The sequence below is a fragment of the Marinobacter lacisalsi genome (assembly GCF_042651045.1).
Classification (GTDB): Bacteria; Pseudomonadota; Gammaproteobacteria; order Pseudomonadales; family Oleiphilaceae; genus Marinobacter; species Marinobacter lacisalsi.
On sequence record NZ_JBHSDI010000001.1, the window covers coordinates 308,089 to 328,614 of the forward strand.

Consider the following 20,526-nt stretch of genomic DNA (forward strand, 5'->3'; position numbering starts at 1 on the left):
ATGGACATTCAGCGCATCGTATTATTTGCCGGTCTTGCCATTGTCAGCTACCTGATGGTCCTGGCCTGGAACGAGGACTATAACCAGCCTGTGGAGACTCCGACCGTTCAGGAGCAGCCTGCAGCCTCTGACACTGTTGCAGATGATGAACTGAGTTTGCCGGATGCGGATGGCGACCAGGTATCGGATAACGGCGGCGACTTTTCCGCCCCGGGTGATGAAAACAGTCAGAGCAATACGGATGTATCTGCCTCTGATCGCCTGGTAACGGTTCGCACCGATGTGCTGGAACTCAAGATTGACCGGGTGGGCGGCAACCTGGTGGAAGCGTCGTTACTGGACTACGACCGCAAGCTCGACAGTGAGGAGCCACTGCGGCTGCTGCAAACTACTGACAGACGTACCTACTTCCTGGAAAGCGGGATGATCGGGCGTGATGGTCTGGACAGCCGCAAGAACGGTGAAACACCGGTCTACCAGGTCTCCAGCCCGCAGGTAGAGCTCGCTGAAGGCCAGAATTCACTGCAGGTCGACCTAAGCTACGAAACGGCCCGGGGTATCAGCGTGATCAAGCGATACACCCTGGAACGGAACAGCTACGAGATTGATGTCAGTTACCTGATCGACAACCAGTCGGAAAACACCTGGCAGGGTAACTTCACCGGCAAGATCGTTCGCGACGAAGCACCGGATCCCACTGCCCAGAACAGCATGGGTATGCGCGCCTACCTGGGGCTGGTTATCAGTTCACCGGAAGATCCCTACGAGAAGTTCGATTTCTCGGACCTGGAGGACGATCGCATCAACCAGCCGGTGACCAATGGCTGGCTGGCATTCCTGCAACACTATTTCATTTCCGCGTGGATACCGCCCCGGGATCAGGCCCACCAGTTCCAGACCACCACCCGTGGCAACCTTAACGTTATGGGGTTCGTCAGCCCCGCTACCGTGGTAGAGCCCGGTGAAACCGGTCAGGCCGGTGCCCGTGTCTATGTCGGGCCTAAAATTATCGAACGCCTGGAGGGCGTGGCCCCCAACCTGGACCGCACGGTAGACTTCGGTTTCCTGTTCTTCATCTCACTGCCCCTGTTCATTTTCATGGACTGGATCCACAGCTTGGTGGGCAACTGGGGTGTATCCATTATCCTGCTGACCGTGGTGGTCAAGGCGGTGTTCTTCAAACTGTCCGCCACCAGCTATCGGTCCATGGCCCGGATGCGGGCTGTCGCGCCGCAGCTGACCCGCCTCAAGGAGCTCTACGGCGACGACCGTCAGCGCATGTCCCAGGAAATGATGGCGCTGTACAAGAAAGAGAAAATCAACCCGCTGGGGGGCTGTCTGCCGATACTGGTGCAGATGCCGGTGTTCATCGCGCTCTACTGGGTCCTGTTTGAAAGTGTCCAGCTGCGCCATGCGCCGTTCATGCTGTGGATCCAGGATCTTTCCCAGATGGATCCGTACTTCATCCTGCCGATCCTGATGGGTGCCAGCATGATGCTGCAGATGCACCTGAACCCGACGCCGCCGGATCCCATGCAGGCGAAGATCATGAAGCTGATGCCCATCATCTTCACTGTCTTCTTCCTGTGGTTCCCGGCCGGTCTGGTACTCTACTGGCTGACCAACAACATTCTGTCCATTGCCCAGCAGTGGTACATTACCAGCAAGATCGAAAAGGAAATGGCTGCCCGTAAGGCATAGCAGTGTCCCGCAGTAGGCCAGCGAATTAACCGCACGGGACACTGGCCAGACTTTGCACAGCTTATGCGGGGCTCCTTCGGGGGCCCCGTTCAGTTTCCGAGCAGTATTCCTGGCCTTCCCGGAGTCCCCATGCAACCAGTAACCGATACCATCGCTGCCATTGCCACCGCCCCCGGCCAGGCCGGCGTGGGTATCGTGCGGGTGTCCGGGCCCGGTGCCGGTGAGATTGCCCGAGCCATACTGGGCTTCCAGCCGAAACCGCGATATGCCCACTATGGTGCCTTCCTGGATGGCAATGGCGATCTGATTGACGAAGGCATCGGCCTCTTCTTCCCCAATCCTCAGTCCTTTACCGGAGAGGATGTGCTGGAGCTTCAGGGGCATGGCGGCACGGTTATCCTCGATATGCTGCTGCGCCGCGTGTGTGAGCTAGGCGCCCGACTGGCCCGGCCCGGGGAGTTCTCCGAACGGGCCTTCCTCAACGACAAGCTGGACCTGACCCAGGCGGAAGCTATTGCCGACCTGATCGAGAGCAGCTCCGAGCAGGCTGCCCGTTCTGCCGTGCATTCCCTGCAGGGGGTGTTTTCCCGCCGTATCAACGAACTGGTGGACGCGGTCACTCACCTGCGGATCTATGTGGAAGCGGCCATCGACTTCCCGGAGGAGGAGATCGATTTCCTGGCTGACGGCAAGGTGGCGGAGGATCTGCGCCGGATCGTGGCCGATCTCGATCGCATCATCGCGGAAGCCCACCAGGGCAGTCTGTTGCGGGATGGCATGAAGGTGGTGATCGCCGGGCGCCCCAATGCCGGCAAGTCCAGCCTGCTCAATGCCCTGGCCGGGCGTGAGGCGGCCATTGTCACCGCCATCGAAGGCACCACCCGGGATGTGCTGCGGGAACATATCCACATCGATGGTATGCCCCTGCACATCATCGACACCGCGGGCCTTCGCGACAGCCCGGATGAAGTGGAGCAGATCGGTATCGCCCGGGCCTGGGAGGAAATACGGCAGGCGGACCGTATCCTGCTGATGGTGGATGCCACCACGACCGCCGAGGTGGAACCCCATACCATCTGGCCGGACTTCATTGACCAGCTGCCTGAGCAGGCGCCGGTCACCGTGATCCGTAACAAGGTGGACCTGTCCGATGAGCCCGTCGGGATTACCGCCGAACCCCACCAGGCAGCGCCGGTCATCCGCCTGGCGGCCAAATCCGCCGATGGCCTGGAAATCCTGCGGGATCACCTGAAGCAGTGCATGGGCTTTGCCACCACCACTGAAGATGGCTTCCTGGCCCGTCGCCGTCACCTGGACGCCCTGCAACGGGCGCTGTCGTCCCTGCATCAAGGCCAGGATCAGCTTCAGGGCTATGGCGCCGGTGAGTTACTGGCCGAAGATCTGCGGGCCGCCCAGGACGCTCTTGGTGAGATCACCGGCGTGATGACCTCTGATGATCTGTTGGGCAAGATATTCAGCAGTTTCTGTATTGGCAAGTGACTCGTTACCGGCCGACGATCGATGGTTGGTGGATTTCCACTTGGCCCCGAATGCAGGCTAGGATAGCCGGATCATTATCCCGTAACGGAGTGTGCCTATGCGCCTGTCTTTTCCAGCTTGCCCGCCTTTGAAGCCGGTACTTGCCCTGGCTCTGCTGGTCACCCTCGCCGGATGCAGCAGTATGTACTACAGCGCCATGGAAACCCTGGGCTTCGAGAAGCGGGATATCCTGGTGGATCGGGTGGAAGACGCCCGGGATTCCCAGAACGACGCCCAGGAGACATTCCGGTCTTCGCTGGAGCGTTTCCAGAGTGTGGTGGATACCCCTGATACGCCCCTGAAGGAAAAATACGAGGAGGTAAGGGATGCCTACGAGGACAGTGAGGCATCCGCCGGGAAGGTACTGGAACGGATCGACCAGGTGGAGGATGTGGCACACGCCCTGTTCGAGGAATGGGACGACGAACTCGACCTTTACGAAAGCGCTTCCCTGCGCCGTTCCAGCGAACAGAAACTGCAGGAAACCCGCCAGCATTACGAGCAGCTGATCACTCGCATGCACGAGGCGGAGGATCGCATGGAACCTGTGCTACAGGCTTTCGAGGACCAGATGCTGTTCCTCAAGCATAACCTCAATGCCCAGGCCATTGCGTCACTGGAGAGCGAACTGGGCCGGATCCGCCAGGATGTGGATTCCCTGATCCGGGAGATGGAGGATTCCATCGCCGAATCCGATGCCTTTATCCAGCGGTTCCGTTCTCAGCAGTAACAAGGTGGAGAACAACAGCAATTCCGGAAAAGGCATCTTTTCCGACCCGGTTGAGTCGGACTCCCAGTCCCTGGATGACGCTACCTTCGAGTATGCGGATCTTGGCGAGATTGTGCTGGTTCGTATCCTCCCCTTTAACGAGAAAAGCTGGCGTTATTATCTGTACAACCGGACCACACGCAAGGTAGACCGGGTGGATGCCCTGGGGGGCTCGGTGGCCTCGCTGCCAGACAACCACGGCCTGATCTTCCCGTCCGGTTATTACCTCACCACCATCTGCAAGCTGCGGGTACAGGTGGCCAATGAGCACAAACGCCTGCGAAATCTCAGTCGTAAAACCATTGAGGGAGAGAGCAGCGAAAGGGACCCGGTAACGGATCCCGAAGACAGTCAGTGACTTGTTCAAGGGCCCCTAGGGGGCCCTTTCTTTTCCATTGTGCTTAGCCGGTGCGACGCAGGTCATCCTGACCAAACGGCTGCAGGGCAGCGGTGTTGGCGCGGTTGCCCAGGAATCCCGGCCGTGGCTTGTTGCCGCAGTACGGGTTCACCAGCTGGTTTTCCACACTGTTGAACACGAAGAACAGGTTGCTCCGGGGCCACGGCGACATGTTGGCATTGGAAGCATGGAGGGTGTTGCACTCGAAGATGATCAGCGACCCGGCCGGGCCGGTGGGCGCCTGGATACCGCCCTGATCAGCCAGCTCCGCCAGGTCCTGATCGTTGGGTACCCCCAGCTCCTGTTTCTTCAGGGAAGACTGGTAGTTGTCTTCCGGAGTGCGCCCGACGCAGGGCACGAAGCGCTTGTGGGACCCGGGGATCAGCATCAGCGGCCCGTTGAACGGGGTGTTGTCGGTCAGGGCGATGGAAAAGCTGACCGCCCGCATGCGGGGCATGCCATCCTCGGAGTGCCAGGTCTCGAAATCCGAATGCCAGTCAAACCCCTTGCCGTGGAAACCGGGCTTGAAGTTGATACGGGACTGATGGATATAGGCATCGCTGCCCAACAGCTGGTGCACCATGGCCAGTATTTCGGGGTCCCGGGTTAGCCGATCAAACCGCTCGGATAACTCGTGCACACCAAAAACTGACCGGATCTCCTGCTTGCCAGGCTCGGTAATGGTGCCCTCTGCCCTGAGTATATTGCTGTCATTTTCATAGTCCCGCAGGTCCTGACGGAAGCGGGCCACGGTGTCCCGGTCAAGGAAATTGGGGAACGCGAGGAAACCGTCTCGTTCGTACCGGGCCAGTTCCGTTTCACTCAGCGGCCCGTCGGAGCGGTCTGAACCGGTGCTGTGGATAACCGGGTCCAAACGTTCAAAGGATGGGGTTGGGCGTTCAAGACGACTGGGATAGAAATCTTCAGAACGAGTATCCATATTCGAACCTCCTGCCAGTAGAACTCGATAACTCAACTCATCAATGGTTAAGAAAAATTCTTAATAAAAATAAGTCGTTACTGATATTCCAGTAGGGCACAGTCTATTTAGGGACGCCCCTGCGGGATTTCAAGGCCGATTCTGGAGACAGAACCGGCCCTGCTCTTCCGGCGTATGTTTCTGTTCGTACGTGACAGGAGTGTAAAGGTTATGCAAACCCCTGCTATAGCGACGTATGTCGCTGGTTTCAGGAACCGTATCTGGGTATTTTTGTCGGTATTGCTGCTCGCTGGCTGTGCCGGACCTTCCCTTGACGATTATCAGTCCCGGACACCGGCGCTGGTGCCGGATCAGTTCTTTCAGGGTTCCCTGACGGCCCGGGGTGTGGTCAAGGACATGTCCGGGGAAGTGATCAGAACCTTCGACGCCGACATCGAAGCCAGCTGGAGTGAGGACGGCACGGGAACCCTGGACGAGGTGTTCCGGTTCGACGATGGCGAGGTGGATACCCGGGTCTGGACACTGACTCCGGAAGAAGGCGGCTATCGGGCCGAGGCTGGCGACGTGGTCGAACCCGGCTTCATGACCTGGCGTGGTAATGCCATCCATATGAATTACGTCCTTGAGGTGCCCTATGGCGACGGCACCATCAACGTTCGCATGGATGACTGGATGTACCTGGTGACGCCGGACACCCTGATCAACGAGACCGCCATGAGCAAGTGGGGCGTACCGGTGGGCGAGGTCGTACTGGTGATCCAGCGCAATGCCAACCCGGACTGACGCTTAAACCGACGATATTCAGGTAGTAGTTCCTATGTGGAAGCAATGGCTTACGGCCTTATTTCTGGTAATTGTTGCAGTGGGCGGAGCCCTGGTCTGGAACAAGATTGACACCGGTGCGGACGACGAGCAGGCGTCGCCATCCAGTGCAAGTGCCGTCGATACGGTGTTCCCCGAACAGGATACCGTCAGGGACGAGGTGAACGCTGTGGGCAGCCTGAAGGCCGTGGATGCCGTGGAACTGACGACCGAAGTCAGTGGACGGGTGGTGGAAATCAACCTCGGGGCTGGCCGGCGGGTGGAGAAGGGGGATTTACTGGTACGGCTGGATGACCGCCAGGCGGTGGCGAACCTGAGAGTCATTGAGTCCGGGCTTTCCGATGCCCGCCGTCAGCTGGAACGGGCCACTCAGCTGCGGGCCAATAACAGTGTCTCCCAGGCTCAGGTAGATGAATTAAGAACGGCCGTGGATGTCGCCCTGGCTGAGCGCGAGGCTGCCCGGGTGCGGCTGGACAACCACCGTATCGTGGCACCCTTTACCGGGGTGGTGGGGCTGTCCGATCTCAGCGTCGGTGCCTACGTCACCCCCGGCACGGTCATTACTTCCCTGGATGCCACCGACCGGATGGAACTCTCGTTCTCGGTTCCGGAGCGTTTTCTTGGCCAGGTGACACTGGGACAGGTGGTCAGAGGCCAGTCACCGGCCTGGCCCGATGATCGTTTCCAGGGCGAGCTGGTGGAGCTGGGTACACGAATCAGTGAGCTGAGCCGGTCTCTGCCGGTACGGGCCCTGATCGACAATGCCGATGGACGACTGCGTCCCGGTCAGTTCATGTCCGCCAGCCTGACCCTGCGAGAGCGCGAAGCCCTGGTGATCCCGGAACAGGCCGTGCTGATCCGTGGCGATGACAAGTATGTGTTTGTGGCCGACGACGGCGTTGCCCGCCGAACCGAAGTTACCCTGGGGTCAAGGATGCCAGGTCTGGTGGAAGTGGCTAGTGGCATCAGCGCCAGCGACGAGGTCATCATTACCGGCCAGGACCGCCTGAGTAGCGGCGACCGGATAAAGGTCAAGGATGAGCAGAACGCCATTCCGGAGAACCGCTTCCAGGCCTCGGGATCCTGACCATGGTACTGTCCGATATCTCCATCAAGCGACCGGTGTTCGCCACGGTCCTGAGCCTGCTGATCGTGGTTTTCGGTATTGCCGCCCTGCTGGACCTGCCGGTGCGGGAATACCCGGATATTGATCCGCCGGTAGTGTCCATATCCACCAATTACACCGGCGCCGCGGCCGAGGTGGTGGACACCCAGATTACCCAGGTGATCGAGGGCGCGATCAGTGGTATCGAGGGTATCCGTTCCATTGAGTCCTCCACCGAGCAGGGAGAGTCCCGCACCAGTATCGAATTCAATGTCTCCCGGGATGTGGATATCGCCGCCAATGATGTGCGCGATGCGGTCTCGCGGGTAGCCGACCAGCTGCCGGATGAGGCGGATGCGCCGGTGGTCCAGAAGGCCGACTCCGATGCCCGGCCCATGATGTGGATTACCCTGCGTAGCCCGGTCTGGGACAGCGCCGAACTCAGTGACTTTGCCGACCGGGTGCTGGTCGACCGGCTTTCAGTGCTGGATGGCGTCGCCAACGTGCGCATTGGCGGTGAGCGCCGCTATGCCATCCGCGTATGGCTGGACCGGGATCGCCTGGCGGCCCGGGATATCACCGTGGCGGAAGTGGAGCGGGCGCTGCGGGCCAATAACGTGGAGCTGCCGGCGGGGTCGGTGGACTCCTCCACCCGTAACTTTACGGTGCGGGCTGAAGGCCGGCTGAGCAACGTGGAGCAGTTCCGCAACCTGGTGGTGCGCCGGGACGGGAATGATCTGCTGCGGCTGGGGGAAGTGGCCAATGTGCAGATGGGTGTGGAGTCTGATGTCGGTCGCCTGCGGGCCAATGGCGAGACCGCCATCGGCATGGGGGTCATCCGTCAGTCCAAGGCCAATACCGTGGCGGTATCCGATGCGGTTGGCGCGGAACTTGAGCAGATCCGCAAGACCTTGCCTCCGGAAGTCACCATCGCCGAAAGCTACGACGAGTCCATCTTTATCCGGGCCTCCATCCAGGAGGTGGTGATCACCCTGGCTATTGCCGTCTCGCTGGTGATCCTGGTGATTTTCCTGTTCCTGCGGTCCTGGCGGGCCACACTGATTCCGGCGGTGACTATTCCGGTGGCGGTCATTGGCGCCTTTATCGGGCTGGGTTTTCTCGGTTTCTCCATCAATGTACTGACCCTGCTGGCGATCATTCTCGCCATCGGTCTGGTGGTGGACGATGCCATCGTCATGCTGGAGAACATCCAGCGGCGCATTGATAATGGCGAGCCCCCCTTGCTGGCCTCGTTCCGTGGCGCCAAGCAGGTGGCCTTTGCCATTATCGCCACCACCCTGACCCTGGTGGCGGTGTTCATTCCCATTTCCTTCATGGGCGGCAACATCGGCCGGTTGTTTGCGGAGTTCGGCTTCACCCTGGCCGCGGCGGTGGTGTTTTCCAGTTTTGTGGCCCTGACCCTGGCCCCCATGCTCTGTTCCAAATGGCTGCGACACAGCCCGGAAACCGTGGAAGGCCACCGGCTGTGGGCAGCCAGCGAGAAAGTGCTCAATGGCCTGTCCAACGGCTACGCCCGTTTGCTCCGATTTTACCTGCGCCAGCCGGGGCTGATCGTCGGCCTGGGGCTGGCCGGTCTGGTGGCCGCGGTGGTGATCTTCCCCAGGTTGCCCCAGGAGCTGGCTCCCATTGAGGACCGTGGTGTCATTATCATGCCTACCAGCGCCCCCCGGGGTGCCACCGTGGAATACACCGACCATTACGTGCGCCAGGCGGAGGAAAAACTGTTGCCCTACCTGGACCAGGGCATTGCCAGCCGGATGCTCTCCATCGTCGGTTTCCGGGATGAGGAAGACAACGCCTTCATGATTCTCGGGCTTGAGCACTGGGACCAGCGTGACGTCAAGCAACAACAGATCACCAGCGAGATCCGCAGAAAGCTCTCTGATGTGTCCGGTATTCGGGTGATTGCGGTGAACCCGCCGGGTCTGGGTCAGCGCGGCTTTAACCAGCCGGTGGAGTTCGTGGTGGCCGGGCCCGACTACGGGGCGGTCCAGCAATGGAGTGAGCAACTGGCCGAGAGGGCGAAAGAAAACCCGAACCTGCTCAACGTGGATACGGACTTCGAGCTGACCCGTCCCGAGCTGCGGGTAACCATCGACCGGGAGCGGGCCGCCGACCTGGACATCACCGTGGAGGACATGGGCCTGACCCTGCAGACCATGCTGGCCTCCCGCCAGGTCACCACCTACCTGGACCGTGGTCAGGAGTACGACGTTATTGTCCAGGCCAGTGATGACAATCGGGCCACGCCGTCGGATCTCAGCCAGATCTTCATGCGCCCCCGGGCGGGTGGTGAGCTGGTTCCCCTGGCGGCGCTGGTGAGTATGGAAGAGATTGGTGCCAATCCGGATCTGCGGCGGATTGACCGGTTGCCGGCGGTGGTGATCAGCGCCTCCCTGGCGGATGGCTACGATCTGGGTTCGGCCCTGAACTATCTTAATACTCTGGCGGCGGATACCCTGCCGTCGGAAGCGCGAATCAGCTACAAGGGCCTGAGCCAGGAATTCCAGGAATCCTCCAATGCCATCTACATCACCTTTGGCCTGGCCTTTGTGATCGTGTTCCTGGTGCTGGCGGCGCAGTTCGAGAGCTGGATTCACCCGCTGATCATCATGCTTACCGTGCCCCTGGCGGTTACCGGTGCCCTGGCTGCGTTGTACTGGTCGGGAATCAGCCTGAATATCTACAGCCAGATCGGCATCATCATGTTGCTGGGGCTGATGGCAAAGAACGGCATTCTTATTATCGAGTTTGCCAACCAGCTTCGGGACCAGGGGCATACGGTGAGGGAGGCAATCCTGGAAGGGGCGGTGCTGCGATTCCGTCCGGTACTGATGACCACCATTTCCACCGTGTTCGGGGCGGTGCCGCTGGTGATTGCCACCGGCGCCGGCGCGGAAAGCCGTGCTGCCATCGGCATGGTGATCCTTGGCGGGCTGGTCTTCGCCACCACCCTGACGTTGTTCCTGATTCCGGTGTTATATGACCTGCTGGCCCGGTTCGCCAAATCCGCCAATACCGTGGAAAAGGCCCTGGAACGGGAGGCCGGGGAGGAGCGTGCCAGGGCCGCAGGCTCACAGGCCCCCGCCCAGACGGGACATTAGTGCTGCCCCGTCTCAGACGGGGGGTGAGTACCTCTGGTGCGGGGGGAGTTGGGCCAGGGTCTCGATTGCCGCCAAAATCTGTGGATAAATTCCTGAATAATTTGGGAATGATCTTTTGATAGTTTTAATAAAAACATATAAAAACAATAGGTTATTGTTTTTATAACTGGGTTTTTGGGCCGCCAATCCTGTGGATAACTATCTTGAAAAGTTTTGTGAACAGTTTTTTTCAAGCCCATGAATTTGTGAGGAATTAGGTATTTCCCGCTAGTTTTCGCCAGGCCACCTCTACAAACCTGTTCAGTCTGGTTAAAATTTACCCACTACCACTGCAAAGCACCTGCGCTAGCAGGTATACTGCGCCGTTGATTTATTTCCCCTGTTCCGAGGTGATTCTGTGGATTTTCCGACCCGTTTCGACGTGATTGTCATTGGTGGCGGCCATGCCGGTACCGAGGCCGCCCTGGCAGCCGCTCGCATGGGCTCGCAGACCCTGCTGCTGACCCACAATATCGAGACACTGGGGCAGATGTCCTGCAACCCGGCCATTGGCGGGATTGGCAAGAGTCATCTGGTCAAGGAAATCGATGCCCTCGGCGGTGCCATGGCCAAGGCCACTGACCACGCCGGCATCCAGTTCCGTGTGCTCAACAGCCGCAAGGGGCCGGCTGTGCGTGCTACCCGTGCCCAGGCCGACCGGGTGCTGTACAAGGCGGCCATCCGCGAGATCCTGGAAAACCAGCCCAACCTGATGCTGTTCCAGCAGGCCGCCGATGATCTGATAGTGGAAAACGACCGGGTGACCGGCGTGGTCACCAACACCGGTATCCGCTTCAATGCGAAGACCGTGGTGCTGACCACCGGCACCTTCCTGGGCGGTGTTATCCACATTGGTATGCAGAACCATGCCGGCGGACGTGCCGGCGATGCCCCGGCCAATGCCCTGGCCAAACGATTACGGGAACTGCCGTTCAATGTCGGTCGCCTGAAAACCGGCACGCCGCCGCGTATCGATGCCCGGTCCGTGGATTTCTTCGTGATGGAAGAACAATGGGGCGACAACCCCACCCCGGTCATGTCCTTCATGGGCTCGCGGGATCAGCATCCCGAGCAGGTGTGCTGCTATGTCACCCGCACCACTGCCGAGACCCACGACATCATCCGCAGTGGCTTTGACCGCTCCCCCATGTTTGCCGGTGAGATCGAGGGCATCGGCCCCCGCTACTGCCCATCCATCGAGGACAAGGTGAACCGGTTCGCCGACAAGGACTCCCACCAGATCTTCGTGGAGCCGGAAGGCCTGAATACCCATGAGCTTTACCCCAACGGTATTTCCACCAGCCTGCCGTTCGATATCCAGCTGGCGGCGGTGCGGTCCATCCCGGGTTTTGAGAACGCCCATATCACCCGGCCGGGGTATGCCATCGAATACGATTACCTGAACCCGCAGGACCTGCGTCATACCCTGGAAACCAAGTTTATCGGCGGGCTCTACTTCGCCGGCCAGATTAACGGTACCACCGGCTACGAGGAAGCGGGTGCCCAGGGCCTGCTGGCCGGGCTCAACGCCTCGCTGCAGGCGCAGGACAAGGAACCCTGGTACCCGCGCCGGGACGAAGCCTATATCGGCGTGCTGGTGGATGACCTGATTACCATGGGCACCTCCGAGCCCTACCGCATGTTTACCAGCCGTGCCGAATACCGGCTGATCCTGCGGGAAGACAACGCTGACCTGCGCCTGACCGAAGCCGGCCATCACCTGGGGTTGGTGGATGACGAACGCTGGCGCCGCTTCAACGACAAGCGCGAGGCCATCGTTGCAGAACGTCAGCGGCTGGAGACCACCCGTATCCATCCGAAAACGGACCAGTCCGCCATCGCCGATGGCTATCTCAAGCAGCCCATGGCCCGGGACAATACCCTGGCGGAACTGTTGCGTCGTCCGGAAATCTCCTACGCTGAGATTGCCGAGATTGGCGGCGACCGGGCCGGTGCCGACGCCGTTGAGCAACAGGTGGAGATCGAGATCAAGTACGAGGGCTACATCTCCCGTCAGGCGGATGAGATCGATCGTCTGCGCCGGAACGAGGAAACCCGCCTGCCGGATGATTTCGACTTCGACGCCGTGGGTGGCCTGTCCAACGAGATCCGCCAGAAACTGAAAGAGGTTCGGCCCGAGACCATCGCCCAGGCCTCCCGTATCCAGGGCGTGACCCCGGCGGCGGTGTCCCAGCTGCTGGTGCACCTGAAGAAGCGGGATCTGCTGCGCAAGCAATCCGCCTGACGGGGCCAGTCATGAGCGAATCACTCTGGCAGCGGCAGTTGTCCGACGGCCTGAAAACGATGGATACAGGCCTTGATGCCGGCCAACAGGAAAAACTGCTGGCCTTTCTGGTCCTGCTGAACAAGTGGAACCGGGCCTACAACCTGACCGCTGTGCGCGAGCCCGGGCAAATGGTACCTCGCCAGTTACTGGACAGCCTGACCCTGTTGCCGTTCCTGTCAGCAGACCGGGTACTGGACGTGGGCGCTGGCGGTGGCCTGCCGGGTATTCCATTGGCCATCGCCCGGCCGGAGATCGCGTTCACGCTGCTGGATAGCAACAGCAAGAAAACCCGGTTCCTGACCCAGTGTGTACTGGAGCTCCAGCTGGACAACGTGGAGGTTATCCACGGCCGCGCAGAGGACTGCCAACCGGATGAACCCTTCAGGCAGATTACCAGCAGGGCCTTTACCGCCCTGCCCAACCTGGTTGCCTGGTGTGGCAACCTGCTGGCGGATGCGGGGCAGTTCCTTGCCATGAAAGGTCAGTTCCCGGATGATGAAGTGTCTCAATTGCCGTCAGACTGGCAGGTCGGTGCCCGCCACCGGCTCGACTATCCCGGCTGTGACGGCGAGCGACATCTGCTCTGCATCAATCGGGTTTCTCCGCGACCGGATTCCATAACAGGAGGCTAGCCATGGCTCGCGTCATTGCCGTGACCAACCAGAAAGGTGGAGTGGGCAAGACCACCACCTGCGTCAATCTGGCGGCATCGCTCTCTGCGACCAAACGCCGGGTATTGCTGGTGGATATGGACCCGCAGGGTAATGCCACCATGGGCAGCGGTGTGGACAAGAACGGGGTCGAGTTGTCTGGCTATGATGTGCTAACCAAGCGGGCCGGGGCCGACGAAGTCATCGTGTCGGTGGAAAACTCCGGTTTTGACCTGTTACCGGCTAACGGCGACCTGACGGCGGCGGAAGTCGAGCTGATGAATGAAATCGGCCGGGAGCACCGCCTGCGCCTGTGCCTCAATGCCATCCGCGAGAATTACGACTACATCCTTATCGACTGCCCGCCGTCCCTCAACCTGCTCACCGTGAATGCCCTGTCGGCAGCCGACTCGGTGCTGATCCCCATGCAGTGTGAGTATTACGCCCTGGAAGGCCTGGCGGCGCTGATGAATACGATCGAACAGATCCAGGAAACGGTCAATCCCGACCTGCAGGTCGAGGGCATACTGCGGACCATGTACGATCCCCGCAACAGCCTGACCCTGGATGTGTCCGGGCAGCTGTCGGAATACTTTGGCGACAAGGTCTACAAGGCGGTCATTCCCCGCAATGTCCGCCTCGCGGAAGCGCCCAGTTATGGTCTTCCGGCCCTCAAATACGATCGTGCTTCCAAGGGCGCGGTGGCCTACCTGGCCCTGGCCGGAGAAATGGTCCGGCGCCACAGCAGCCAGAAGACGGCAGGTTCTGTTGCCGTCTAGGCATCTGTGCAGATCCCCGGCCGTTTGAGGGACCGCGGAGGCGGTGTACCATAGAACGCTTTCAAGACCGACGCATTCTTCACTCTGGATAAATGACAACGACCATGGCGGCAAAAAAACGAGGATTGGGTGAACGGGGCCTGGGTGCCCTGCTGGCAAACTCCCGGGTGAACCTGGATGAGGAACCCCGCAATCATGACGGCGAACTGCGGGTGATCCCTATCGACCTGATCCAGCGTGGCCGCTACCAGCCGCGCCGCGACATGGACCCGGCCGCCCTGCAGGAACTGGCGGATTCCATCCGGCAGCAAGGAGTGATGCAGCCGGTGGTGGTGCGGCCGATCAGTGAGGGCCGCTACGAACTGATCGCCGGCGAGCGTCGCTGGCGTGCCGCCCAGATGGCGGAACTGGAGGGCCTGCCCGCTATTGTCCGGGATGTACCCGACGAAGCCGCCATTGCCATGGCGCTGATCGAGAACATCCAGCGGGAGAACCTCAACCCTATCGAGGAAGCCTTCGCACTCCAGCGTCTGCAGGACGAGTTCGGTCTGACCCAGGGCCAGGTGGCGGAAGCGGTGGGCAAGTCCCGCACCACCATTACCAACCTGCTGCGCCTGATCGGCCTGTCCGAGGACGTGCGCATCATGCTGGAGCATGGTGATCTGGAAATGGGCCACGGTCGCGCGATGTTATCCCTGCCGCCCGAACTTCAGCTGCAGGTGGCCCGTCAGGTGGTTGCCAAGTCACTGTCCGTACGCCAGACCGAGGCGCTGGTACGTCGCGTGCAGAATGAGAATCCACAACGCAAGAAGCCCAAAGGTGAGGTGGATCCCAATATCCGCGCCCTTCAGGATGATCTGGCGGAACGCCTGGGTGCCCGGGTATCCATCGATCATGGCCAGCGTGGCAAGGGCAAACTGGTGATCGAGTACAGTTCCCTCGACGAACTGGACGGCATCCTCGGGCATATCCGCTAACGGTCACTTTTCCGTGACCTGGAAAAATTCCTTTTTGAAATACAATCTCATCTTAACCACCACATCTCGTGATGTGATCCAAAAGCAGGCACAACTTGTGTCTGATGCGCCAGATTGGTGCTTCAAGTGACCAAAAAACCACCAGGTTTTCGTGTTGGTTGAGTTGAACACCTTTCGGTTAACACATATAATTCCCGCGCTTGGAATGGCGGCAGGTTTTTAGTCATGGCAAGGTCCGGACATCGTCTTAACCGGGTGCCGCTGCTCCGCTGGCTGGTTATCGAGAGTACAGCCATCGTTATTATGGCCCTGTTATGGGCCACGCAGGGGAGTTTGGCCGGTTATTCCGCCCTGATGGGTGGTCTTATTTTTCTGGTGCCAAACACCTGGTTTGCCTACAAGGTCTATAAGGTGGAAGGGGCACGAAACATGTCCCTCATGGTAGGCAACCTGTTCAGGGCGGAATCCGTGAAGATCGCCCTTACCGCAGTGTTTTTTGCGGCCGTTTTCAACTTGATGGAGCCGATCCATGCACCGGCTCTGTTATTCACTTTTGCTGTGATGGTTGTGATGGGCGCAGCCCTGCGCTGGTTCATGCGGCCAAGACCACAGCGATGACTGGACGAGATGCAGTATGGCAGCTGATACCCCAGTAGATTATATAAAGCACCACCTGACGAACCTGACCTACGGCAAGTTGCCGGAAGGCTACGAGCGCGCCGACGGCTCGGTTGTGGAAGAGGCAACCTGGACCATGGCCCGCACCGCTCAGGAAGCGGCCGACATGGGCTTCATGGCGGTTCACGTGGATACCATGGGCTGGTCCATAGCCATGGGTGTCCTGTTCCTGGGCCTGTTCCGGTTTGCGGCCAAAAAGGCCACCACTGGTCAGCCCGGTGGTCTGCAGAACATGGTGGAAATGACCGTCGAGTTCGTGCAGGGCATTGTCCGTGATGTGTTTCACGGCAAGAACCCGATGATCGCACCGCTGGCGCTGACCATGTTTGTGTGGATCCTGCTGATGAACACCCTGAAGCTGATCCCGGTCGACTACATTCCCTCTCTTGCCCACGCCATGGGGCTTGAGTACTTCAAGATTGTTCCCACCACGGATCCCAACGGTACCTTCGGTATCTCCATTGGTGTATTCCTGCTGATTCTGTTCTACAGCTTCAAGGTCAAGGGGCCGGGTGGCTTCCTCAAGGAGCTGTCGTTCACGCCCTTCAATCACTGGGCCCTGATACCGTTCAACCTGGTGCTGGAACTGCTGGCACTGATCATCAAACCCGTCAGCCTGGCACTGCGGCTGTTCGGCAACATGTACGCCGGTGAGGTTGTGTTCATCCTTATCGCTCTGTTACCACTGTGGGTCCAGTGGACGCTGAACGTGCCCTGGGCGATCTTCCATATTCTGGTGGTGACCCTGCAGGCCTTTATCTTTACAACGCTGGCTGTGGTCTACCTCAGCGCGGCACACGAAGATCACTGATTACGAAACTCAAAAACCCTTAACCACTTGAGAAAACTGAGGAGCCTTCAATGGAAATGGTATTTATTGCAGCTGCACTGATCATCGGTCTGGGCGCCCTGGGCGCTGGTATCGGCTTTGGTCTGCTGGGCGGCAAACTGCTTGAGTCCACTGCACGTCAGCCGGAAATGGCTAACCAGCTGCAAACCAAGACCTTCATCATGGCCGGCCTGCTGGACGCGGTTCCCATGATCGGCGTTGGTATTGCGATGTACCTGATCTTCGTTGTTGCTGGGTAATTCGGCCGTTAAGGGCGGGCGCCCCTGAAACGGCGCCCGGTTTTACGGACACCAGGACGCAACGAATAGCTAGAGGTATATTGCCGTGAATATAAACCTTACGTTGATAGGGCAAACGATTGCCTTCGCTATTTTCGTCTGGTTCTGCGTCAAGTACGTCTGGCCTCCGATCACCGAGGCCATGAACGCACGCCAGAAAAAAATAGCCGATGGACTGTCTGCTGCAGACCGCGCTTCCCTGGATCTTGAGCTGGCTCAGGAAAAAGCCGCGCAGGAACTTCGCACAGCCAAGGAAGAAGCCGCTGCCCTGATCGAACAGGCCAACAAGCGGGCAAGCCAGATCGTCGAAGACTCCAAGGGAGACGCTCGCAAAGAGGGTCAGAAACTCATCGATCAGGCCCATGCCCAAATCGAGCAGGAGCGTGTCAAGGCGCGTGATGACCTGCGTGCCGAAGTGGCTGCCCTGGCCGTCGCCGGTGCCGAGAAGATCCTGGAAAAATCTGTCGATGCCAACGCACACAGCGAGATGCTGGACAAGCTCGCTGCCGAACTTTAAGCGAGGTTCATCATGGCAGAACTGACAACGCTGGCACGCCCCTACGCCCGGGCAGCCTTCGAGACCGCCCAGAGCCAGGATTCCCTGGCCGAGTGGTCTGAAGCGCTGACTGTGGCGGGTCAGGTGGCAGCTAACAGCGACGTAAAAAAGCTTCTCGCGCATCCGGGTGTCGACCGGTCCACCAAGGCAGACATTATTCTGGAGTTTGCCGGCACCGAGGTTTCCGAACCGGTCCGCAACTTCTTCGCCATTCTCGCTGAAAAAGGCCGTCTGGCAATGCTTCCGGAGATTTCCGAACTGTTCCGCAAGTTCCGTGCGGATCTGGAGCGCACTGTCGAGATTGACGTCACCGCAGCCTTCGAGCTGACGGAAGAACAGCAGCAGAAGCTGGCCGAGGCCCTGTCGAAGAAACTGGAACGGCAGGTAACGCTTTCCACCCAGGCGGATCAGGCCCTGATTGGCGGTGTGGTTGTACGCACCGGCGATATGGTGATCGACGCCTCTGTACGCGGAAAGCTGAATAAACTCGCCGACACACTGGGCGCCTGATTTCAGCAAAAGGTTTGAGGACAAAGGCATGCAGCAACTGAATCCATCCGAGATCAGTGACATCATCAAGAAGAGGATCGAAAAGCTCGATATCTCTTCCGAAGCAAAAAACGAAGGTACGATCCTGTCGGTTTCCGACGGTATCGTGCTGATCCACGGTCTTGCCGACGTCATGTACGGTGAGATGATCGAATTCGCCAACGGCACCTTCGGGATGGCTCTGAACCTGGAGCGTGATTCCGTTGGTGCGGTTGTACTGGGCGATTACGAAGACCTGGCGGAAGGCCAGAAGGTTCGTTGTACTGGTCGCATCCTGGAAGTGCCGGTTGGTCCGGAATTGATGGGTCGTGTGGTTGACGGTCTGGGCAACCCCATCGACGGCAAGGGTGACCTGGGTACTTCCCTCACCTCTCCGGTCGAGAAGGTCGCACCGGGCGTTATTGCCCGTCAGTCCGTTGATGAGCCGGTGCAGACCGGTCTCAAGGCCATCGACACCATGGTGCCGATCGGTCGTGGTCAGCGTGAGCTGATCATCGGTGACCGTCAGATCGGTAAGACCGCTGTCGCCATCGATGCGATCATCAACCAGAAGAACACCGGCATCAAGTGTATCTACGTGGCCGTAGGCCAGAAGCAGTCTTCCATTGCTGCTGTGGTACGCAAGCTGGAAGAGCACGGTGCCATGGACCACACCATCGTGGTTGCAGCCGGTGCCGCTGACCCCGCTTCCATGCAGTTCCTGGCGCCTTACGCCGGCACCTCCATGGGCGAGTACTTCCGGGATCGTGGCGAAGACGCCCTGATCATCTACGATGACCTGTCCAAGCAGGCTGTCGCCTACCGCCAGATCTCCCTGCTGCTGCGTCGTCCGCCGGGCCGTGAAGCCTTCCCGGGTGACGTATTCTATCTGCACTCCCGTCTGCTGGAGCGTGCGTCCCGGATCAACGCCGACGAGGTCGAGAAGCTGACTAACGGCGAAGTGAAAGGCAAGACCGGTTCACTGACCGCTTTGCCGATCATCGAGACCCAGGCCGGTGACGTGTCCGCCTTCGTACCGACCAACGTAATCTCCATTACCGACGGTCAGATCTTCCTGGAAACCAACCTGTTCAACTCCGGCATCCGTCCGGCAATGAACGCCGGTGTCTCGGTATCCCGGGTAGGTGGTTCCGCCCAGACCAAGATCATGAAGAAGCTTGGCGGTAACATCCGCCTGGCCCTGGCCCAGTACCGGGAACTGGCGGCATTCGCCCAGTTCGCTTCCGATCTTGACGAAGCAACCCGTAAGCAGCTGGAGCACGGTCAGCGCGTGACCGAGCTGATGAAGCAGAACCAGTACAGCCCCATGACCGTTGCCGAAATGGGCACCGTACTGTTCGCAGCTAACGAAGGCTTCCTGGACGACGTCGATGTCGAGAAGGTTGTGAAGTTCGAAGCGCAGCTCCTGGACTGGATGCGTTCCGAGCAGAAGGAACTTCTGGACAAGATCGGTGCTGAAGGGAAATACAACGACGATATCATCGCCGGCCTGAAGGCTGCTCTGGAGAAATTCAAGACCACTCAAAGCTGGTAATTCCTCTGGCCCGCCTCGTTGCGGGCCAGCTGGTTCACATGAGTGTCTAACTTGAAAAGGCAGTGACTTATGGCCGTCGGAAAAGAAATACGTAACCAGATCGGAAGCATCAAGAGCACGCAGAAGATCACTTCCGCCATGGAAATGGTGGCGGCGAGCAAGATGCGTAAGGCTCAGGAACGTATGCAGGCGACCCGCCCGTATGCGGAAAAGATGCGTCAGGTCATTGGGCATATCGCGCTGGCCAACCAGGATTACCGTCACAGCTTCATGATGGAGCGTGAGGTCAACCGGGTTGGCTATATCGTGATTTCCTCTGACCGGGGACTGTGCGGCGGGTTGAACAGTAACCTGTTCCGCAAGCTCGTCCGTGACATGCTTGACTGGAAAAACAAGGGTGTTGAAACCGACATCTGCGCAATCGGTTCCAAAGGCGCCTCGTTTTTCCGCAACTATGGCGGCAATGTTGTCGCGGCACTGACCCACCTGGGTGACAACCCCAGCGCTGAACAGCTCATCGGCAACGTCAAGGTAATGCTGGACGCGTTTGAGGAAGGTCGCATTGACCGGCTGTATGTGGTCCACAACGAGTTTGTGAACACCATGACCCAGCAGCCGAAGGTGGAGCAGTTACTGCCCCTGCCGCCGAGCGAAGACGAAGAGATCAGAAATCAGTGGGATTATCTCTACGAGCCGGCTGCGGCCACCATCCTGGATGGTCTCCTGCCACGCTACATTGAATCCCAGGTGTACCAGGGTGTGGTGGAAAACCTGGCCTGTGAGCAGGCAGCCCGGATGATTGCCATGAAGAGCGCAACCGATAATGCCGGCGGCATTATCGATGAGCTTCAGCTGGCCTACAACAAGGCCCGTCAGGCAGCCATCACCCAGGAAATTTCGGAGATTGTGAGCGGCGCGGCTTCGGTCTGATGCGGATCATGATCCAACTGG

General features: G+C 59.3%; 19 protein-coding genes. 18 read left to right on the top strand and 1 reads right to left on the bottom strand.

The window, feature by feature from the left end:
• The 4 genes from yidC to ACFOZ5_RS01460 all read left to right on the top strand — a co-directional run bounded on the left by yidC (position 1) and on the right by ACFOZ5_RS01460 (position 4,367).
• A complete protein-coding gene (gene yidC, locus ACFOZ5_RS01445) occupies positions 1-1,701 on the top strand; it encodes a membrane protein insertase YidC (RefSeq protein ID WP_379884935.1) in 1,701 nt (566 codons plus the stop codon).
• 129 nt (positions 1,702-1,830) lie between these two features.
• Positions 1,831-3,201, top strand: a complete 1,371-nt coding sequence (gene mnmE / locus ACFOZ5_RS01450; RefSeq protein WP_379884936.1) for a tRNA uridine-5-carboxymethylaminomethyl(34) synthesis GTPase MnmE — start codon at positions 1,831-1,833, stop codon at positions 3,199-3,201.
• Between the two features lie 97 nt (positions 3,202-3,298).
• A complete protein-coding gene (locus ACFOZ5_RS01455) occupies positions 3,299-3,970 on the top strand; it encodes a DUF2959 domain-containing protein (protein ID WP_379884937.1) in 672 nt (223 codons plus the stop codon).
• A gap of 4 nt (positions 3,971-3,974) precedes the next feature.
• Positions 3,975-4,367, top strand: coding sequence for a DNA repair ATPase (locus ACFOZ5_RS01460; RefSeq protein ID WP_379884938.1), 393 nt, complete (start codon positions 3,975-3,977; stop codon positions 4,365-4,367).
• A gap of 43 nt (positions 4,368-4,410) precedes the next feature.
• On the opposite strand, the gene thpD is transcribed toward ACFOZ5_RS01460, so the two are convergent.
• Positions 4,411-5,346, bottom strand: a complete 936-nt coding sequence (gene thpD / locus ACFOZ5_RS01465) for an ectoine hydroxylase (protein WP_379884939.1) — start codon at positions 5,344-5,346, stop codon at positions 4,411-4,413.
• 210 nt (positions 5,347-5,556) lie between these two features.
• On the opposite strand from thpD, the gene ACFOZ5_RS01470 reads away from it, so the two are divergent.
• The 14 genes from ACFOZ5_RS01470 (at position 5,557) to atpG (ending at position 20,505) form a co-directional block, all read left to right on the top strand.
• Positions 5,557-6,129: a DUF3833 domain-containing protein gene (locus ACFOZ5_RS01470; RefSeq protein ID WP_379884940.1), complete on the top strand. Its 573-nt coding sequence runs from the start codon at positions 5,557-5,559 to the stop codon at positions 6,127-6,129.
• Positions 6,130-6,163: 34 nt separating this feature from the next.
• Positions 6,164-7,255 carry an efflux RND transporter periplasmic adaptor subunit gene (locus ACFOZ5_RS01475; protein ID WP_379884942.1) on the top strand — a complete coding sequence of 364 codons (1,092 nt, stop codon included), beginning with the start codon at positions 6,164-6,166 and terminating at the stop codon, positions 7,253-7,255.
• A 2-nt stretch (positions 7,256-7,257) separates the two neighbouring features.
• Positions 7,258-10,398 (top strand): efflux RND transporter permease subunit, encoded by a 3,141-nt coding sequence (locus tag ACFOZ5_RS01480; protein WP_379884943.1) that lies wholly within the window; start codon positions 7,258-7,260, stop codon positions 10,396-10,398.
• A 397-nt stretch (positions 10,399-10,795) separates the two neighbouring features.
• The gene (gene mnmG / locus ACFOZ5_RS01485; RefSeq protein ID WP_379884944.1) at positions 10,796-12,682 is read left to right on the top strand and encodes a tRNA uridine-5-carboxymethylaminomethyl(34) synthesis enzyme MnmG; all 1,887 of its coding nucleotides are present in this window, start codon (positions 10,796-10,798) and stop codon (positions 12,680-12,682) included.
• An 11-nt stretch (positions 12,683-12,693) separates the two neighbouring features.
• Positions 12,694-13,356, top strand: a complete 663-nt coding sequence (gene rsmG, locus ACFOZ5_RS01490; protein ID WP_379884945.1) for a 16S rRNA (guanine(527)-N(7))-methyltransferase RsmG — start codon at positions 12,694-12,696, stop codon at positions 13,354-13,356.
• 2 nt (positions 13,357-13,358) lie between these two features.
• Positions 13,359-14,153: a ParA family protein gene (locus ACFOZ5_RS01495; RefSeq protein ID WP_379884946.1), complete on the top strand. Its 795-nt coding sequence runs from the start codon at positions 13,359-13,361 to the stop codon at positions 14,151-14,153.
• Positions 14,154-14,257: 104 nt separating this feature from the next.
• Positions 14,258-15,130, top strand: a complete 873-nt coding sequence (locus ACFOZ5_RS01500) for a ParB/RepB/Spo0J family partition protein (protein WP_379884947.1) — start codon at positions 14,258-14,260, stop codon at positions 15,128-15,130.
• A gap of 255 nt (positions 15,131-15,385) precedes the next feature.
• A complete protein-coding gene (locus ACFOZ5_RS01505; RefSeq protein ID WP_379884948.1) occupies positions 15,386-15,748 on the top strand; it encodes an ATP synthase subunit I in 363 nt (120 codons plus the stop codon).
• Between the two features lie 16 nt (positions 15,749-15,764).
• On the top strand, positions 15,765-16,619 hold the full coding sequence (gene atpB, locus ACFOZ5_RS01510) for a F0F1 ATP synthase subunit A (RefSeq protein ID WP_379884949.1): 855 nt from the start codon (positions 15,765-15,767) through the stop codon (positions 16,617-16,619).
• Positions 16,620-16,669: 50 nt separating this feature from the next.
• Positions 16,670-16,897 (top strand): F0F1 ATP synthase subunit C, encoded by a 228-nt coding sequence (atpE, locus tag ACFOZ5_RS01515; RefSeq protein WP_091850834.1) that lies wholly within the window; start codon positions 16,670-16,672, stop codon positions 16,895-16,897.
• Positions 16,898-16,982: 85 nt separating this feature from the next.
• The gene (locus ACFOZ5_RS01520) at positions 16,983-17,453 is read left to right on the top strand and encodes a F0F1 ATP synthase subunit B (protein WP_379884950.1); all 471 of its coding nucleotides are present in this window, start codon (positions 16,983-16,985) and stop codon (positions 17,451-17,453) included.
• Between the two features lie 12 nt (positions 17,454-17,465).
• Positions 17,466-18,002 (top strand): F0F1 ATP synthase subunit delta, encoded by a 537-nt coding sequence (locus ACFOZ5_RS01525; RefSeq protein WP_379884951.1) that lies wholly within the window; start codon positions 17,466-17,468, stop codon positions 18,000-18,002.
• Positions 18,003-18,030: 28 nt separating this feature from the next.
• Entirely contained in the window at positions 18,031-19,575 is a 1,545-nt protein-coding gene (atpA, locus tag ACFOZ5_RS01530; RefSeq protein WP_379884952.1) for a F0F1 ATP synthase subunit alpha, read from the top strand.
• Between the two features lie 69 nt (positions 19,576-19,644).
• Positions 19,645-20,505: a F0F1 ATP synthase subunit gamma gene (gene atpG / locus ACFOZ5_RS01535; protein ID WP_379884953.1), complete on the top strand. Its 861-nt coding sequence runs from the start codon at positions 19,645-19,647 to the stop codon at positions 20,503-20,505.
• Positions 20,506-20,526: the final 21 nt, after the last annotated feature.

Bases quoted from the DNA above. Each gene is read 5' to 3' on its own strand.
- rsmG (WP_379884945.1), top strand. From the start codon at position 12,694: ATGAGCGAATCACTCTGGCAGCGGCAGTTGTCCGACGGCCTGAAAACG.
- ACFOZ5_RS01475 (WP_379884942.1), top strand. From the start codon at position 6,164: ATGTGGAAGCAATGGCTTACGGCCTTATTTCTGGTAATTGTTGCAGTG.
- ACFOZ5_RS01525 (WP_379884951.1), top strand. From the start codon at position 17,466: ATGGCAGAACTGACAACGCTGGCACGCCCCTACGCCCGGGCAGCCTTC.
- atpB (WP_379884949.1), top strand. From the start codon at position 15,765: ATGGCAGCTGATACCCCAGTAGATTATATAAAGCACCACCTGACGAAC.
- ACFOZ5_RS01455 (WP_379884937.1), top strand. From the start codon at position 3,299: ATGCGCCTGTCTTTTCCAGCTTGCCCGCCTTTGAAGCCGGTACTTGCC.
- atpG (WP_379884953.1), top strand. From the start codon at position 19,645: ATGGCCGTCGGAAAAGAAATACGTAACCAGATCGGAAGCATCAAGAGC.
- thpD (WP_379884939.1), bottom strand. From the start codon at position 5,346: ATGGATACTCGTTCTGAAGATTTCTATCCCAGTCGTCTTGAACGCCCA.
- atpE (WP_091850834.1), top strand. From the start codon at position 16,670: ATGGAAATGGTATTTATTGCAGCTGCACTGATCATCGGTCTGGGCGCC.
- ACFOZ5_RS01480 (WP_379884943.1), top strand. From the start codon at position 7,258: ATGGTACTGTCCGATATCTCCATCAAGCGACCGGTGTTCGCCACGGTC.
- ACFOZ5_RS01495 (WP_379884946.1), top strand. From the start codon at position 13,359: ATGGCTCGCGTCATTGCCGTGACCAACCAGAAAGGTGGAGTGGGCAAG.
- mnmE (WP_379884936.1), top strand. From the start codon at position 1,831: ATGCAACCAGTAACCGATACCATCGCTGCCATTGCCACCGCCCCCGGC.
- ACFOZ5_RS01470 (WP_379884940.1), top strand. From the start codon at position 5,557: ATGCAAACCCCTGCTATAGCGACGTATGTCGCTGGTTTCAGGAACCGT.
- ACFOZ5_RS01500 (WP_379884947.1), top strand. From the start codon at position 14,258: ATGGCGGCAAAAAAACGAGGATTGGGTGAACGGGGCCTGGGTGCCCTG.
- yidC (WP_379884935.1), top strand. From the start codon at position 1: ATGGACATTCAGCGCATCGTATTATTTGCCGGTCTTGCCATTGTCAGC.
- atpA (WP_379884952.1), top strand. From the start codon at position 18,031: ATGCAGCAACTGAATCCATCCGAGATCAGTGACATCATCAAGAAGAGG.